At 73.1% G+C, this 15396-nt stretch carries 17 protein-coding genes; 4 read left to right on the top strand and 13 right to left on the bottom strand.

Annotated elements, in window-relative coordinates; all coding sequences use genetic code 11:
* Positions 1–79: 79 nt before the first annotated feature.
* From RLT57_RS09410 to RLT57_RS09455, 10 genes are all read right to left on the bottom strand, one after another.
* Entirely contained in the window at positions 80–2278 is a 2199-nt protein-coding gene (locus RLT57_RS09410; protein WP_311296913.1) for an FtsK/SpoIIIE domain-containing protein, read from the bottom strand.
* Positions 2279–2381: 103 nt separating this feature from the next.
* Positions 2382–2570: a hypothetical protein gene (locus tag RLT57_RS09415; RefSeq protein ID WP_311296914.1), complete on the bottom strand. Its 189-nt coding sequence runs from the start codon at positions 2568–2570 to the stop codon at positions 2382–2384.
* A 91-nt stretch (positions 2571–2661) separates the two neighbouring features.
* Positions 2662–3561 carry a protein spdB gene (locus RLT57_RS09420; protein WP_311296915.1) on the bottom strand — a complete coding sequence of 300 codons (900 nt, stop codon included), beginning with the start codon at positions 3559–3561 and terminating at the stop codon, positions 2662–2664.
* Complete coding sequence (locus RLT57_RS09425; RefSeq protein WP_311296916.1) at positions 3558–3791, bottom strand: hypothetical protein; 234 nt, start codon at positions 3789–3791, stop codon at positions 3558–3560. The genes RLT57_RS09420 and RLT57_RS09425 overlap by 4 nt, the downstream gene beginning before the upstream one ends.
* Positions 3788–4108 (bottom strand): hypothetical protein, encoded by a 321-nt coding sequence (locus RLT57_RS09430; protein ID WP_311296917.1) that lies wholly within the window; start codon positions 4106–4108, stop codon positions 3788–3790. The genes RLT57_RS09425 and RLT57_RS09430 overlap by 4 nt, the downstream gene beginning before the upstream one ends.
* Positions 4105–4407, bottom strand: coding sequence for a hypothetical protein (locus RLT57_RS09435; RefSeq protein WP_311296918.1), 303 nt, complete (start codon positions 4405–4407; stop codon positions 4105–4107). The genes RLT57_RS09430 and RLT57_RS09435 overlap by 4 nt, the downstream gene beginning before the upstream one ends.
* Before the next feature lie 115 nt (positions 4408–4522).
* Entirely contained in the window at positions 4523–4801 is a 279-nt protein-coding gene (locus tag RLT57_RS09440; protein ID WP_311296919.1) for a hypothetical protein, read from the bottom strand.
* Positions 4802–4932: 131 nt separating this feature from the next.
* The gene (locus RLT57_RS09445; RefSeq protein ID WP_311296920.1) at positions 4933–5385 is read right to left on the bottom strand and encodes a transcriptional regulator; all 453 of its coding nucleotides are present in this window, start codon (positions 5383–5385) and stop codon (positions 4933–4935) included.
* A complete protein-coding gene (locus RLT57_RS09450) occupies positions 5382–5726 on the bottom strand; it encodes a hypothetical protein (protein WP_311296921.1) in 345 nt (114 codons plus the stop codon). Before RLT57_RS09450 ends, RLT57_RS09445 begins: the two co-directional genes overlap by 4 nt.
* Positions 5723–5899 carry a hypothetical protein gene (locus RLT57_RS09455; RefSeq protein WP_311296922.1) on the bottom strand — a complete coding sequence of 59 codons (177 nt, stop codon included), beginning with the start codon at positions 5897–5899 and terminating at the stop codon, positions 5723–5725. The genes RLT57_RS09450 and RLT57_RS09455 overlap by 4 nt, the downstream gene beginning before the upstream one ends.
* A 514-nt stretch (positions 5900–6413) precedes the next feature.
* On the opposite strand from RLT57_RS09455, the gene RLT57_RS09460 reads away from it, so the two are divergent.
* From RLT57_RS09460 to RLT57_RS09475, 4 genes are all read left to right on the top strand, one after another.
* Positions 6414–7280 (top strand): GntR family transcriptional regulator, encoded by an 867-nt coding sequence (locus tag RLT57_RS09460; protein ID WP_311296923.1) that lies wholly within the window; start codon positions 6414–6416, stop codon positions 7278–7280.
* The gene (locus RLT57_RS09465; protein WP_311296924.1) at positions 7270–7962 is read left to right on the top strand and encodes an HAD family hydrolase; all 693 of its coding nucleotides are present in this window, start codon (positions 7270–7272) and stop codon (positions 7960–7962) included. Before RLT57_RS09460 ends, RLT57_RS09465 begins: the two co-directional genes overlap by 11 nt.
* Before the next feature lie 857 nt (positions 7963–8819).
* Complete coding sequence (locus tag RLT57_RS09470; RefSeq protein WP_311296925.1) at positions 8820–9368, top strand: AAA family ATPase; 549 nt, start codon at positions 8820–8822, stop codon at positions 9366–9368.
* 245 nt (positions 9369–9613) lie between these two features.
* Entirely contained in the window at positions 9614–10342 is a 729-nt protein-coding gene (locus RLT57_RS09475; RefSeq protein WP_311296926.1) for an isocitrate lyase/PEP mutase family protein, read from the top strand.
* A 202-nt stretch (positions 10343–10544) separates the two neighbouring features.
* On the opposite strand, the gene RLT57_RS09480 is transcribed toward RLT57_RS09475, so the two are convergent.
* The 3 genes from RLT57_RS09480 to RLT57_RS09490 are packed head-to-tail and all read right to left on the bottom strand — an operon-like array spanning position 10545 to position 15303.
* Entirely contained in the window at positions 10545–12887 is a 2343-nt protein-coding gene (locus RLT57_RS09480) for a xanthine dehydrogenase family protein molybdopterin-binding subunit (RefSeq protein ID WP_399128350.1), read from the bottom strand.
* Positions 12884–14434, bottom strand: coding sequence for a (2Fe-2S)-binding protein (locus RLT57_RS09485; protein WP_311296927.1), 1551 nt, complete (start codon positions 14432–14434; stop codon positions 12884–12886). The genes RLT57_RS09480 and RLT57_RS09485 overlap by 4 nt, the downstream gene beginning before the upstream one ends.
* A complete protein-coding gene (locus RLT57_RS09490; RefSeq protein ID WP_311296928.1) occupies positions 14431–15303 on the bottom strand; it encodes an FAD binding domain-containing protein in 873 nt (290 codons plus the stop codon). The genes RLT57_RS09485 and RLT57_RS09490 overlap by 4 nt, the downstream gene beginning before the upstream one ends.
* Positions 15304–15396: the final 93 nt, after the last annotated feature.

Below are 15396 nucleotides of genomic sequence, written 5' to 3' on the forward strand. Positions count from 1 at the left end.
TCAGGGGTGATGGGGCGGGTTGGGGAGGCGGTTGGGGAGAACTCCCCAGGATGTCCGGGCCTCCCCAACCTCCTCCCCGTCACTCTGCGTTGATCTCGACGGGGTCTTCGGTCTCTTCGGCGCGCTGCTCGATGGCTGCGAGGACCCGTGCGCGGCTGATCATCTGGTTGCCGTTGTACTTCCGCGGCTCGGCCCCGAACGGCTTGAGTGCCTGTACGAGGTCGGACGCCGACCACGACCGGTAGACCGCCGGCCACCGCTCGGCCAGGCGCTGGCGGATCTCGTCGGACTTCATCCGCTCCGCGGCGCCCAGGACGGCGAGGACATCGGCGAGGTGGTCGGCTTCTTCGGCCGGCTCCTCGGCCCCGTCGTTCGTCTCGGTGCCGGAGCGGAGGGCTTTGGCGCGCTCGGCGACCGTCTTGGCGTCGTCCGGTCCGATGTAGTGCGTGCGGACTGTCACGGATGGCTGGCCGGGGGCGAGTTTGATGCCGTCGCCGGCCACCACCAGCGTGCCCTTGTCGATGCCCTGCCGGAGCTTGTGCGGCGCGGCGCCGGCGTCGATGGCGCTGTCGCCGAGCGCCATCCGGGCCTGTGATTCGGTGCCGAGCACGAGGGAGGCGCGGATGTGGTTGCCCTCGCGGGACCGCTTGGGCAGGTTCTCGTTGGTGGGGTCCTGCGTTCCCTCCCAGGTGGTGACGGTGACCGCGCGGCCCTGGTCGTGGATCTTCTTCACGGCCTGGAAATAGCGGCTGTCCGCCTTCGAACCCCCGTAGGGCGCGCCGTACTTGACCGTCCCGCTCTCGGTGACGTGCGTCTCCCGGGCGCCGGAGCCGTAGGCCACCTGAGCTTCGTCGATGACCAGCACCAGGGGGCTGAACCGGGGATCGGCCATGATCTTGTCCTGGCTCCAGCCCCGGGCGGTGAGGTCCCGCATCAGGTCGATGCGGGCGGCCATCTCCTCAACACCCGCTTCCAGCATGTGCGTTGCCTGGATCACGTGGTCATCGGTCGGGCCCTGGATGAGCACGGTGGCGATGCCGTCGAACATCTGCCAGTCGCCGACGCCCTTGAGGTCGGCGATCCGGAACTCGACCCGCGGGTCGAGCGCCAGCCACAGCGCCAGGGAACGCAGCGAGGCGGTTTTGCCCTGGTTGGACAACCCGGTCATCAGCAGGTGCTTCTGCCACAGGGAGACGAGCACCGCGTCCCCGCGTAGGTCGATACCCCACGGGGCCCGGCTCTTGTGCATGTCGGCGCGGGTGTCCGGGTCGGTGACCAGCGTAGAGGGGCCGATCGGCTCATCCAGCGCCCCCGAATCGGCGATCCACGCGCGCACGGTGCGGGCGGCCGGCGCGACCGACAGGTGCACCTCATGCTCATGGCGCCCCAGGTTCTCCGCCAGCTTCCGGCGCCGGGCGAGGACTTCCTCGGTGCTCGAACCGGACGGCAGCGCGATGTCGACTTCGACGCCGCACCCGGCGAGCACGATCGGCGAGAGCATGCCGGCCCCGTTGTCCTCCATGGCCTTGATGGCCCCGCGCAGAGGGGCGATGCCCAGGTCACGCAGGGCGGTGACGACAATCGACGGGGTGATGGGTGCTCCGGTGTCGCGTTCGCGGGCGGGCAGGGCCCACTGCGGGGCGGCGCCCCGGCGGCGGCCGGTGTTCCACAGGCCGAGGAATGCGATCCACGGGGCCAGCCACAGGGCCGGGCCCCACACGATGGTGACGATGACGACCGCCCAGCGGATGGCGTCGATGGTGCCCATGACCGGCGCGAGCACCATCCCCGGGTCGTGCTCGGCGATGGCCAGCAGCGTGCCCAGGCCGAGCAGCGATCCGGCCGCAGTGGCGGTACCCACCAGCAGACCCTTAGCGAGGCGCTGGGGTGCGGTCAGCAGATCCATGCGCCGCTGGTGGCGGGCGGCCCGGAAGGCGCGTCCGCGCTCTTCCCACTCCTTGGCTTCCTCCCCGTTGCCGGCGGCTTCGGCGATCCGCATGAACCGCTCGTACCGCGCGGCCGAGCGGCCGTCCCATGCCCGCTTGGCCAGCACCCCGGCGCCGCCGGCCACGTAGGCGCCGTGCCGGGCCACCAGCCGGGCCCCGGTTCTGGTCCGCTCATGGGTGACGACGTGCTGCGTCACACGTACGGCACGCCGCACCCGACCCGAACCCGCCGGCCGCGACGGCGCCGTGCCGGGAGCGTGCGCGGGGTGGTGATCCGGTGCGCCGGGCCGGGATCGGGCCCGGTGTTCGCCGAGGTCGATGATGTCGGTCATGCTGGGTGCTCCAGTTCCGTTGATGGTGCTGGTGCCGGGACGGCCGCGTGTCTTTGGTGAGAGGTGCGGCCGTCCCGGCGGTGGTTATGCATGGTTGTGAGGGTCAGCGGGGGGTGGACTGGTTGCCGTGGTCGGTGACGAGCTTGGACAGGGCCGGGGCCATGCCGGGGGCGAAGTCGTCGGTGCCGCATCCGGAACAGGTCACGTGCTGGTGGCCGCCGGCGTCCTGCTCGACGCGGGCGGTGCCGCCGTTGTGCTGGAACTGCTTGCTGACGATCTCGCGGCGGGACATCTGGGGTTTCCTCTCCCGGGCCGGGCTGTCCGGCCCCACCGCCCCCCGCAGCCTCCCCCGCCGGGGAGGCTGCGCAGGACGGAAGGGCCGGTCAGCCGGTGATGCCGGTGTCGGCGGTGGTGCGGCGCCAGGCGGCGCGCAGCCGGGTTTCGGATGCGCTGTGGCCGGCGGCGCGGAAGCGGACGGACATCTCCCGGTAGGACGGCGGGGGCACGCTGCTGGCCAGGATCGCGCCGACGATCCGGTCCAGGTCGGCATCGGTCAGCGCGGGGGCGGCGTCCAGGGCCGGAACGGGGTCGCTCGGTCCCCATACGGGCAGCTCCCACCGGGGGTGTGCCGTGTCCGTGACGGGGGGCGTCACGCTGGTCAGAGCCCTGTCGGTGCCTTCACCCTGACGAGCGGTTTCCAGCTCCATCCACGCCCCGGAGAGGGTCCGGGCGGTCTCCGCCTGCACCCGGGCGACACGCGCCCCGGCCTCTGTCACGGCCGTCAGGCGCGTCTCCTCCGTGGTCGCCTGCGCCCGGAGCATCGCCCGGGAGACCGCCGCGTCGTCGCGGGCGGTCTGCTGGATACTGCGGATCGCGCCGAGCGCGGCCGGGGTGAGCGCGGTGCGCTCCCACATGCCGTGCACCAGCCACAGCGCCTTGGCGGCCAGGGGCAGCCACGCGACCGCCAGCCACGCGCCGGCGGAGGACCCGGCAGTGAGTGCGTGCACCACCAGCACACCGGCCGCCAGCACACCGAAGCACCACCCGACACCGGTCACCACACCCGAGTGGTCGCCCTGCGCGGCCAGGCGCCGCTCGTAGGAGAGGGTGGCCAGCCAACCGCCGTCCAGTCCGATGCCGACCACCAGCGCGACCGGCCACGGCATCACATGACCGAGCCACATCACGACGACGGCCAGCGTCAGCACCATACTCACGGCCGTCATGGCGACGGCCGGGGCCACGACGGCCAGCTTCTTCATTGTCTTCGTGGTCCGGGTCATTGCCGGACACCTCCTTTACGGATCAGACGGGGCAGCCGGGACGGGGCCCCGGCGCGGGGGATGCGGGTGCGGGGGCGGGTGTCGGCGAGGGCGTCGAGCACCAGCGCGAGGGCCAGCAGCCGCACCGGCACCCCGGGGTGCACACCCATGAGCCAGGCCAGACCGGCCAGAACCGCCAGCAGCCGCAAACGCCGCGCGGCCAGCAGTAACGGGCTCGCGGGGGCGTTCACCGCATGCCCCCGTCCGGCTGGGGAACGTCGGCGAAGCCGGTCAGCTCGATCCGGGCACCGGCAAAGATGGCGCCGGCCTTGAGCACCCAGGTGCGGCCGTCGTTCTGGGTGTGGCAGGTGACCAGGTCCGGGGAGATGCCCAGCGCGGCACGCCAGGTCTCGAAGCCGCCCAGGTCGTCGTGCAGCCCGATGTCGAGCTGGCCGGGGAAAATGCTGCTGACCCGGATCATTCCGGCGGGCAGCGCGGGATGCTCCGAGAGCAGCACACGCAGGGCCAGCAGCGGCGTGCTCACGTCGGCGAGCGTCGCAGGGCTCATGCCGCCCACCCCTCCCGGGCGGTGCGGCGGCGAACCGGGGCGGCCGGACGCGCAGCGGCCGGGGCCAGTGCCAGCAGTTCCGGCAGGGTGCGGCCGATCACCTCGGCGGCCAGCGCGGTGACGCGGTCGAACAGGGCGGGGTCGTCGGCGAGGATGTCCCGCGCGGCGGCGAGCCGGGCGGCGCGTTCCTCGCCGCTCTCGCCATCGTTGCCCAGCCACAGCTCCAGCGGCGTGCCCAGGGCCAGTTCCAGGAAGTCGTCGGTGTTCAGGGCCGTGTGCGGCCCGATGTAGTCACGCATGGGGCGGGTCTCCGAACGGAGTGAAGGCGGTCCGGCCGGCCGCCATCGCTAAGGACAACGGCGGCCGGCCGGGCACGGGGAAAGATTCAGAGGTGAGTGCGGTTGCGCGAGACGGTCAGCTGCTCCAGTTGCGGCGGATGTACTCCTCGCGCTGCTGCGCTTCGCGCAACCGCCCCTGGGCGTCGGCGCGACCCTGCACCGCGATGTCCTTGGCGACCGACTGACCGCTGGTGTGGATACGGTGCGTCCACGTGTCGAGGTCGCTCTGAGCACTCGCGGCGTCCGCCGTGGCCCGCCGAAGGTCGCGCTGCTCCGTCGCGCGCACATCGGCCCTGAACTGCTGCTGCTGGCGGTCGAACTCGTCCTGAGCGGCGCGCTTCTTACTGCCGAACACGTGAGCTCCCTTCGGGCCCCGGCTGATCGCCGGGGCTGGTGGGCCGGACTGTCCGGCTCCCCCTCACCGCCCCGTCCCCACCGGCTCCGGCCGGTGGGGACGGGGCGGATCAGGCAGCCGTCAGGCCGGCCTCACACCACCGCGATGAGCAGCGCGGCGACCAGAAGCCACAGGTGATGCCAGCTCTGGTCCAGTGCATAAGCGCCGGTACCCAGGCTGGGGTTGTCGTCACGGCCGGGCCGCGGCGCACCGAGCCGGTAGAAGCCGTCCAGACCCACCCGCCCGGCCAGCCACGCCAGCGTGGTGCGGCGGTCCGCCCACCAGTGCGTCACCGCATCCACCCCCAGCCCCACCAGCAGGCCAGGCACCGACAGGTGCAGACCCAGCAGCCAGGCGACCGGAAGCAGCACGACCACCTTGGTGGCGGTCAGGGTGGCCACGTGCCGGGCACCGGCCAACCGGCCGGACCAGCCGGGACGGCCCTTGGCCGCCGACTGCGCGGAGGTCTGCACCCAGTGATCACCCACCGAATGCGCCACGAACAGGGCGAAGCCGACCGCGGCGAACGTGCCGGCGGCGTTCATCGGCCCTCACCCCCGGTCGTGCAGTGGGGGCAGGGCAGGGAGATCACGTGGCCCCTGCCCGTGACCTGCTGGATACGGCCGTCCCGGCACGACTGGCAGGGCACGTTGATGGCGTCGCGCCCAGCCGCAGTGATGCGATAGCCGACGACGCCCCACATTATTTCCGTGGCGAAGTAGCGGCCGACCCTGCGGGCGATCGACTTCTCGACCCAGCCCATGACCGGCTCCAGTAGCCCCTTTCCGACCAGGGCGGCCTTGGTGCGGACGTGCGCTGCCGCGTAGCCGTCCGCGGCGTAGCTCTCCAGGGCCTTGGCCTGCTGAGGCGTCAGGCGAGTGTTCATCGGCCCCACCGGCTTCCGCCGTTCGCGTTGCCGGTCGTGCGGGTCTGCCCGGACGCCTCACGCGCCGCAGCCCGCGTGTCCGGGCTGTTGTGCCGGGCGTAGTCGTCGCGGGCCTCAGCCAGCAACTCCTCAGTGGTGGTCTGTTCGGTACCGCGAGAGCCGAATAAGCTCATGTGCGATCCCCTCCAAGGGGTCAGGAGGGCACACCTCAAAGCTGCCAGGCTGGGAGGGGTGTGCCCGCTCTTGTTCGAGCTGGTCTTGCGTGCTCCGGGCCGGATCTGATCCGGCAGCATCGCGCGGGTCCGGAGCCGTTGCGCCATCTCTCTGTCTGGCGCATAACAGGGCAGCTCACAGCGGGTGACACCCCGAAAGGGCGTTCTCCAGAGCCGATGTGCGGTACGTACCGCGCCGACGCGCGGCACCACTGCCGACGAACATCACCCGGTCGTCACGGAGACAGGGACTCTCACCCCATCGCAAACTCACTGTTCAGTTCTCAACCAACGAGCGCTTCTATCGGGCTCACTCCCGTTGCCGGGGCCCTCAAGGCGGCGTGCGCCACGAACCAGCTTGACCAACTTGGCTAGCCCGATCGGCACAACACCAACGTAGCCAGCGTGACTAGTCATGTCAACACTTGGCTAGCTTGGCTGCTCCGATCACCCTCGGGGGCCGTACCATCGGGGCATGACCTTCACGCCCGAACCCCTGGACCCGGACGACGCGCGACCCCCTTACACGCAAGTCGCGCGCAGCCTCAGCGCCGCCATTCGGACAAAGAAACTCGCTCCTGGCGAAAAGCTGCCGTCGCACAAGGAATTGACCGAGCGGTACGGCTTCGCACGTGCCACGATTCAACGTGCTCTGCGTGATTTGGAAGATGAGGGGTTGGTCGTATCCCGCAAGGGGAGCGGCGTCTATGTACGCAACCGCACCGAACGGCCAGCCGGTCTACGCCCGTACGTCGAGCAGGCATTCTCCAGGCCGAACGTCTCGATCGACTTCGCGGGATTCTCTAGCGAAACTCTTCACGGGGCCCTGCAAGAGCCCATAGACCGTATTCGAGTGGGCCGCCTCACTCCGTCAAGCATCAAAATCAGAATCCTCGTGCCTGACATGTCCGTTCCGCAGGCGGCGCCAGTACGCAAAGAAGACCGGGCGGATGACCCTAGGCTTCGAAAGCGCATGCACGAAATGATGGTCGGATTCACTCGCAGCATCGCGAACTCAGTTCAAGAACTTAGCGTTCTCGGCCTGGTTCCCGAAGTGAGCGTGAGCGTTCGCGTTCACAGCGGAACGCAGTTCTTCAAGATGTACGTCATCAACCAAGATGACTTGTTCTTCGGGTTTTACCCAATCCGACCCAACAAGGTAGTAGCGCAAGGCGAGGTTATCGAGATCTACGACCTAGTCGGGGCCGACGCGGCACTTTTCCATCACTCCACGAATGAAGGTGAGGCATCCGGCGGTGCCCAAAACGTCGAGCAAGCCCGCATGTGGTTTGAGAGTGTCTGGAACACCATCGGAAGGGAATTCGACCCTCATGGGGAATGAAGCCCTTGAAGCGACAATCTCGACCACACGGGGTGTGTTGTTTGACTTCGATGGCCCGATCTGCGATGTTTTTGCCGGTCTGCCGGCGTCAGAGGTCGCTAGAGACCTAGTGGCAATCCTGCGCGGATTCGAACCGACCCTAGCAGCTTCGGCAAGCGAAATTGACGACCCTATGGAGATTCTTCGCCTTGCCTCTAAGGGCAGCGAAGCAACGCTAAGGGCAGTCGAAGACGCACTGACTTCCGCTGAGGGATCCGCCGTCAAGGTAGCGGGCAACCCCATTCCCGGAGCTGTCGCCGCACTACGAGCGGCGCAGTCATCCGGGCACAGCATCGCGGTGGTGAGCAATAACTCAGCAGGTCCGATCTGGGCATTCCTACACCGGCATGGCCTAACGCCCATGGTCCGGGAAGTTGTTGGTCGCGCACCATACCGGCCGGATCTCATGAAGCCCGATCCGTACTCTCTGGCTCTGGCAGCCTCCCGACTCGACCTAGCGCCAACTCAATGCACGCTTATCGGCGATTCCGTGACGGACATCGAGGCAGCGAGAGCGACCGGCGCAAAATCAATCGGATACGCCAACAAGTCAGGAAAAGCGCGCTCTCTGACGGAAGCTGGGGCCGATGCAATCGTCTCAGACATGTCCGCAGTGGCTGACGCCTTCTGCGCTGCTCCGTGAGGACTGACGGCCAACGACCGGTCACCACGCCGGCGTGGGCCCGTCTCAGTTTCCGTCTCGTTCATACCCGTACGCCGATGTTCACGGCCGTACCTCAGGGGCCCGCTAGGAAGGTCCGGACGCCCCCAATGAACGGCCCTGAACAACGGCGAACAGCCACCCGGGCAGTGGGAACAGACCTGCAAAGCGAGTTACGTGGGTTCGATTCCCGCCACGGCCTCTCCGCCCGTCCCACCTCCCGGGGCCCCGGCCGCGCGCCCCTGGCCCGGCCCCGGGCGCCTCAAGCCGCCCTCCGCGGTCCACCCCCGGCGCCGGTACCGGGCACCTTCCCCCCGCCCGCGGGCTCCGGCTCGCGCCCGGCGTCATCCGGGCGTGAAGGCAGGAGTACCCCTGGCCGCAGGGCGGGTCCCAGGGCGGCTTCACCGGGCCGGCCTGTCCACCTACCGGTACGGCTGTAGCCCGCACGGGTGGAGGCGCATGCCGCGTGCCGCGGGTGCGCGAACACGACGGCGCTGGCCCTGGACGCCCCGGCGCCGGGACGCGCCGGCACCCTGCCCGGCCGCGCGGAGGCGGCGCAACCGGGGGCCCGGGAGGGCGGGGGCGGCGGACGCGCCGTGCGGGAGCGGAGGGGCGCCGGCGCCGCGGAGCGGTGGCCGGCAGACCGGCCACCAGCGGCTTCGGGTGCCCGGCGCACCGGCGCTCGGAGGCCGGCGGGCGGCCGCGTACGAGCTCGGCGGAATCAGCCATACCGAGGTCATATGCCAACCAGCCGCAAGCGGTTGAGGGTACGGCCACGGCCTGCGATGCTCTCTGTCCGTTCGGGTCCGTTCGAACAACCCCCGGAGGAGGACGCAGGCATGGGTGATATCCCGCTCGACGGCGGCGTCTTGGTGATCACCGGAGTGATGGCCTCGGGCAAGTCCACCGTGGCCCAACTCCTCGCGGAACGCCTGCCGCGGGCCGTCCACGTACGCGGTGACGTGTTCCGCCGGATGCTGGTGTCCGGGCGGCGCGAGCTCGTCCCGCAGGGCGACGAGGAGGCGGTCGAGCAACTGCGCCTGCGCTACCGGGTGTCGGCCTCCACCGCCGACCTCTACGCGGCGGCCGGCTGGACCGCGATCGTCCAGGACGTGGTCCTGGGCGAGAATTTGGAGCCCTACCTGGAGGCGATCCGCTCCCGCCCGCTGTACCTCGTCGTCCTGGCGCCCTCCCGCGAGGCCGTGGCGGCCCGCGAGGCGGCCCGCGCCAAGACCGGCTACGGCTCCTGGACCGTCGGCGGCCTCGACCAGGTTCTGCGCGACCGGACGCCCCGCCTGGGCCTGTGGATCGACACCTCCGACCAGACCCCGGAGCAGACGGTCGACGCCGTCCTGGCCGCTCTCAAGGACGCCCTCGTCGCGCACTAGCCGGGAAGCCGGGGCACGGAGCGGCCGGGCTGCCGGGCTGCCGGGCCGCCGGGCCGCCGCACCCGGGCACGGAACCGCGGAGCGGCAGGGGCACCAGGGCACGGGGCCGCGGGGCCGCGGCCCAGTACAGTCGGCGGCGACACGGTCACGGCGGCGGAGCCGCACGGTCGCACGGTCGCGCGCCCACCCGGCCGCCCGGCCGAACCGGTACGCGTCGGTGCGGCGGCACAGCGAGGGAGACGGACGTGAGCGACAAGGCGACGGCGCTGCGGGAACTGCACCGTGGGCGGGCGGCGGACGACCCGCTGGTGCTGCCGGGCCCCTGGGACGCGGCGAGCGCCCGGGTGTTCGCCGACGCGGGGTTCCCCGCGCTGGCCACGCCGAGTGAGGGGGTCTCGGCGTCGCTGGGCTACCCGGACGGCCAGGGGACGCCGGCGGACGAGATGTTCGCGGCGATCGGCCGGATCGCGCGGGCCGTGGACGTACCGGTGACCGCGGACGTGGAGGCCGGATACGGGCTGTCCGCCGGGGAGTTGGTGGACCGGTTGCTGACGGCGGGCGCCGCCGGCTGCAACCTGGAGGACTCCGACCCGGTGACCAGGCGGCTGGCCGACCCGCGGCGGCAGGCGGACCGGCTTGCCGAGGTACGGGCGGCGGCCGGCGACGCGCTGGTCGTCAACGCGCGGATCGACTCCTACCTGCGCGGCGACCGGACGACCGCCGCCGCCGTCGAACGGGGCCGGCTGTACGCGGCGGCGGGCGCGGACTGCGTCTATCCGATCTTCGCCCCGCCCACCCAGCTCGCCGACCTGGCCGAGCGGATCGGCCTCCCGCTCAACGCCCTCTGCAGGCCCGGCGGCCCCTCCCCCCGCGAACTCGGCGTCATGGGCGCCACCCGGATCACCTTCGGCGGCGGTCTCCAGCAGCAGGCGCTCGAAGCCGTCAAGGAACTGGCCCGCGGGATGCGGCTGTAGCGGGACGCGACGGCAGGACGGCCGCCGGGGCCGCCCGGCCGCCTCCTCGCAGCCCGTACGCCCCCGGGCCGCGTCCAACCGGCGGCCGGGCCGCCGCGCCGCACCGGCCGGGCCGCCCACCGCACGATGCCGCACCGCGCCGGCCGCGACGCACCACCCCGCACGGCCCCGGTCACCGCCCCGGCCGCCGCGCCCCGCGGGGCTACGCCGGCTTGACCACCGCCGCCTGCGGGCGGATCGGCAGGCGGCTGACCGGTCGGCCGGTGGCGGCGCGGACCGCCGCCGCCACCGCGGCGGGAGCGGTCACGACCGGCACCGCGCTGACCGCCTTCGCCCCGAAGGGCGCCACCACGTCGCGCTCCTCGACCAGCTTGACGATGCGGACCTCGGGCGCGTCCAGCGCCGTGGGCAGGGAGTAGCCGGTCAGGCTGGGGCGCTTGACGATGCCGCGCGGGGCGCGCAGGTCCTCCATCAGGGCGAGGCCGACGCCCTGGGTGACGCCCGCCTCGATGCGGGCGTTCAGCTGGCGGGGGTTGAGGATGCGGCCGACGTCCTGGGCGACGGCCACCTCCACCACCCGGACCGCGCCGAGTTCGATGTCGACGTCCACCACCGCGCGGACCGCGCAGAAGGTGAGGCCCACGAAGGCGTCGCCCTGGCCGTTGTCGTCGAGCCGGTCGGTGGGGTGCGGGCGGCACTGCGCGGTGGCCCACAGCTCCTTGCCGTCCAGCGTCTCGGCGACCGTCGTGGACAGCACGCCGTCGTAGGAGGTGATCTTGCCGTCGGCGATGGACAGCAGCTCCACCGACATGCCGAACTGCGCGGCCAGCGGCTGGAGCAGCTGGGTGCGGACCATCTTCGCGGCGCGCTCCACCGCCCCGCCGGAGACCCAGGTGTGCCGGCCGCGGGCGGAGGGCCCGGCCGGCGGCTGGTCGGTGTCGGACGGCAGGACACGCACGTCCTCCACGCCCAGCACCTCCTGCACGATCTGCCGGGCCAGCGTGCCGAAGCCCTGGCCGGTCTCGACGGCGGCGCAGATCACGGTGGCCCGTCCGTCGTGGACCCGGACGGTCGCGGTCGACACCTCGTCGGCGCCCTCGGCGCCGAGCACGTGGACCATGCCGAGCGCGTAACCGACGCCGCGGCGGACCGCGCCCGGCTCGCCCGCGCCCGCGGTGCCGCCGGGCAGCAGCCACTGGGACTCGTCCTCGCCGTCGGGCAGCGGCGGCAGGTCGGCGTCCCGGACCGCTGTGAGCAGTTCGCCGACCGGCGCCGGGCAGGTGACGGTCTGGCCGGTGGGCAGCAGGTCGCCGGTGGCCAGGACGTTCCGCAGCCGGATCTCGGCGGGCTCCAGGCCGAGCTTGGCGGCGAGCTTGTCCATCTGGCCCTCGTAGGCGGCGCAGACCTGGAGGGCGCCCTCGCCGCGGACGTGGCCGGACGGCGGGTTGTTGGTGCGGACCGCCCAGCCCTCGACGAAGACGTGCGGGACGACGTACGGGCCGGCCGCGAAGGCCACCGCGGCGGCCAGCGCGTCGGAGGAGGCGTCGGCGTAGGCGCCCGCGTCCAGCAGGATCTGCGCCTCGACCTTGACCAGGCGGCCTCCGGCGTCGGCGTGGTGGCGGTAGCGCAGCAGGGTGGGGTGGCGGTGGGCGTGGCCGAGGAAGGACTCCTCGCGGGTGGCCACGAACTTCACCGGGCAGCCGGTCTTCAGCGCCAGCAGCCCGAGCGGCAGTTGGATGCCGGAGTCCTCCCGGTCGCCCATCGCGCCGGGCACGCCGGTGACCACGATCTTCACCCGGTCGGTCTCCAGGCCGAAGCAGGCGGCGGCCATGTCCCGGTCGGCGTGCGGGTCGGTGGAGGCCACGTACAGCTCGACGCCGCCGTCGGGGCGCGGTACGGCCAGGCCCGCCTCGGCGCCGATCGGGGCCGGGTCCTGGCGGCCGACCCGGTACAGGCCCTCGACCACGACCTCGCCGGCCGCCTCCGGGTCGCCGAAGCGCAGCGGGATGTGCCGGATCAGGTTGCCGTCGGGGTGCAGCGGCTCGGCGGCGAACGCCTTCTCCGGGTCGGTGACCGGTTCCAGTACCTCGTACTCGACCAGGATGGCGGCGGCGGCCAGCCGCGCGGTGTCCGGGTGGTCGGCGGCGACCGCGGCGATGGGCTCGCCGTGGTGCCGTACCAGTTCGGAGGCGAAGACCGGGCGGTCGGCGACCTTGCGGCCGTGCATGGCGTCCCCGGGGACGTCCTCGTGGGTGACGACGGCCCGGACGCCGGGCATCGCGGCGGCCTCGGTGGTGTCGATCCGGGTGATCCGGGCGTGCGGGTACGGGGAGCGCAGCACGGCGGCCCACAGCAGGCCCTCGGCCCACAGGTCGGCCGCGTACGGGTAGGTGCCCTGGGTCTTGGCGAGCGCGTCCAGCGAGGGCAGGGAGACGCCGATGCCGAACCGGGGGCCGGCGGGCGGCGCGGAAGCCGGGACCGCGCCCGCGGTCCCGCCGGTGCCGGCCGCGGCAGGAGCGCCGGCCGCGCCGTCGGTGATGCTCACGCGGCGCCTCCCGCCGTGCCGTGGCCGCCCTGGTGGGGAACGCGGATCTCGTCGGAGAAGGCGGGGTCGTCGTCGGTGTCGCGCTCGGCGACCACCGCACGCACCGCCTCGATCACGCCGCGGTAGCCGGAGCAGCGGCAGAGGTTGCCGCTGAGGGCCTGGCGGATGTCGAGGTCGGTGGGCTTGTGGTTGCCCTCCAGCAGGTCGTGGACGGTCATCGCCATACCGGGGATGCAGAAGCCGCACTGCACGGCCCCGCCGGCGGCGAGCGCGGCCTGTACGTCGGAGGGCCGGCCGTCGGCCGACAGGCCCTCGACAGTGCGCACTTCGCTGCCGGCCGCGGTGGCGGCGGGCACCAGGCAGGAGGCGACCAGCCGGCCGTCCACCTGGACCGAGCAGGCGCCGCACTCGCCCTGCTCGCAGCCGTCCTTGGCGCCGGCCAGGCCGAGCCGCTCGCGCAGGACGTACAGCAGGGACTCGCCGAGCCAGGCGTCGGTGACCGGGCGGTCGGTGCCGTTGACCCGGAGCATGTAGGAGGCCAGGGGGTGCTCGCTGCGGGTCTCCGGGAGCGGCTCGGGCCCGGCCGCGCCGGGCACGTCGGCGGAGGCCGGCCCGTCGCCCTCGTCGGGCCCGCCGGTCGCGAAGCCGCCCTCGGGGTCGGCCGCCGGACCGCCCGCGCCGGTGTCCGCCGCGTCGAAGCCGAAGGCGTCCGCCGCGGCCGGCTCGGGATCCGGCAGGGCGCCGGGGCCGGCCGCGCCGGGCGGCGCCTCGGGCGCGTCGTCGAGGGAGGCGCGGGCGTCCAGGCCCGCCGGGGTGCCGGGCGCGGCCTGCGGGCCCTGCCCCGGGCCGGGTTCGGCGTGCTGGGCGGCGGCCAGTCCGTTGCCGTCGGCCGGGTGCGGGGCGGGTCGGGGGTCCTGGGCGGGCGCGGGCAGCGCGCCGGGGTGTCCGTAGGGCACCGGGTCGGCGCCCTCGGGGTCGTCCACCACCGCGGACCAGGCGGCGTCGGCGGCCGGCGGGTGCGCGGGCAGCCACGGTACGGCGTCGCCCCCGTCGGGGCCGGTGAAGGGCGTCGCCCACTGGCCGGCCAGGTGGTCCCCGGCGGCCGGCGGCAGCGGTTCGGCGGCGCGGGCGTGCCCGGCCCGCGCCTCGGCGGCCCTGGCCTGCGCCGCCGCCTCGGCCTGGGCGGCCTGCGCGGCGGCGGCCCCCTGCCCGAACATCCCGGCCGGGAAGGACGGCGCGGCGGCGGGCGGCGACACCTGCTCCCAGGGCGCGGTGTAGGCGCCGACGGAGAACTCCCCCGAGTCGGCCTCCGCGCCCTCCCTGATGACGGGGATCGACCACTGGGTGGCGGGGTCGGCCTCGCCCGGCTCCAGGCCGGCCGGTCCGTGGGTGCTCAGCGGGTCCTCGCCGGGCAGCGGTTCCGGCGGCAGCTGCGCGGCGAAGGACACGTGCATGGTCTGGTCGGGGTCGTAGTCCCCGCCTCCGGGCACGGGCTGCCAGGCCCCGGAGTTGCCGGGCGCGCCCGGACCGTGCGGCTGGTCGGTCATGCCAGGGCCCTCCCGAGCGCTCGGCGGGACAGTGCGGCCACGGTACGCCGCAGCTGGACGGCCGCAGGCGGCAGTTCGACCCCCTGCTGGTCCGGGATGCAGGCCGCGGCCACGTACTCCCCGAAGGCGGTGCACGCTTCGGGGGCGAGGGTGCGCTGGCCGTCCCAGTCGATCAGGCCGGCCGCCCACTGCTCGGCCACCAGCGGGCGCAGCGGCACCGGGGCGACCGCGCCGACCGCGCACCGGACCTGGCGGCGGGCCGGGTCGACCACCAGGGCGACGGAGGCGACCGCGCGGCCGGGCCCGGTACGGCCGGTGGCCTTGAGGAAGGTCTGCGGGGCGTGCAGCAGCGGGATGCGGACGAAGGCCAGCAGTTCACCGGGGCGCAGCGGGTCGCGGCCGGTGAGCAGGTGGCTGACCGGCAGTTCGCGGTCGCCGTCCGGTCCGGCGAGGATCACGCTCGCCTCCAGCGCGGCCAGCACCGGCAGGGAGTCGCCGGTGGCCGCGGCGGAGACGATGTTGCCGCCCAGCGTGCCGGCGTTGCGGATCTGCGGGGGTCCGGCGGAGCGGGCGGCGGCGGCCAGCGCGGGGATCAGCGCGGCGAAGTCGGGGCGGCCCATGCGCGCGTGCGTCAGACCGGCGCCGAGCAGCGCGGCTCCGTCGGCGTACTGCCAGCCGCGGATCTCGCTGATCCGGCCGAGACCCACCAGCGCGGCGGGGCGCAGCGTCCCGGAGTTGACCGAGGCCATCAGGTCGGTGCCCCCCGCGACGGGCACGGCGCTGGGCATGGCGGCGAGCGCCTCCACCGCCTCGTCGAGCGAGGACGGCAGGGTGACGTTCTCCGCCGCCCGCCGTGCATACGTGCTCACGCAGCTGCCCCTTCCCGGCCTTCCTCCGTCACGCGGTAGCCGTACCGTACGTGCTGACAGCCCGGACGTGGCAACTCTGGCACAACTTCCCGG

The organism is Streptomyces sp. ITFR-21 (assembly GCF_031844685.1).
Lineage (GTDB): Bacteria > Actinomycetota > Actinomycetes > Streptomycetales > Streptomycetaceae > Actinacidiphila.

Excerpts from the sequence above, each read along its gene's own strand:
- RLT57_RS09415 (WP_311296914.1), bottom strand. The coding sequence starts at position 2,570 with ATGTCCCGCCGCGAGATCGTCAGCAAGCAGTTCCAGCACAACGGCGGC.
- RLT57_RS09460 (WP_311296923.1), top strand. The coding sequence starts at position 6,414 with ATGACCTTCACGCCCGAACCCCTGGACCCGGACGACGCGCGACCCCCT.
- RLT57_RS09420 (WP_311296915.1), bottom strand. The coding sequence starts at position 3,561 with ATGACCCGGACCACGAAGACAATGAAGAAGCTGGCCGTCGTGGCCCCG.
- RLT57_RS09470 (WP_311296925.1), top strand. The coding sequence starts at position 8,820 with ATGGGTGATATCCCGCTCGACGGCGGCGTCTTGGTGATCACCGGAGTG.
- RLT57_RS09435 (WP_311296918.1), bottom strand. The coding sequence starts at position 4,407 with ATGCGTGACTACATCGGGCCGCACACGGCCCTGAACACCGACGACTTC.
- RLT57_RS09430 (WP_311296917.1), bottom strand. The coding sequence starts at position 4,108 with ATGAGCCCTGCGACGCTCGCCGACGTGAGCACGCCGCTGCTGGCCCTG.
- RLT57_RS09410 (WP_311296913.1), bottom strand. The coding sequence starts at position 2,278 with ATGACCGACATCATCGACCTCGGCGAACACCGGGCCCGATCCCGGCCC.
- RLT57_RS09450 (WP_311296921.1), bottom strand. The coding sequence starts at position 5,726 with ATGAACACTCGCCTGACGCCTCAGCAGGCCAAGGCCCTGGAGAGCTAC.
- RLT57_RS09465 (WP_311296924.1), top strand. The coding sequence starts at position 7,270 with ATGGGGAATGAAGCCCTTGAAGCGACAATCTCGACCACACGGGGTGTG.
- RLT57_RS09455 (WP_311296922.1), bottom strand. The coding sequence starts at position 5,899 with ATGAGCTTATTCGGCTCTCGCGGTACCGAACAGACCACCACTGAGGAG.
- RLT57_RS09485 (WP_311296927.1), bottom strand. The coding sequence starts at position 14,434 with ATGACCGACCAGCCGCACGGTCCGGGCGCGCCCGGCAACTCCGGGGCC.
- RLT57_RS09445 (WP_311296920.1), bottom strand. The coding sequence starts at position 5,385 with ATGAACGCCGCCGGCACGTTCGCCGCGGTCGGCTTCGCCCTGTTCGTG.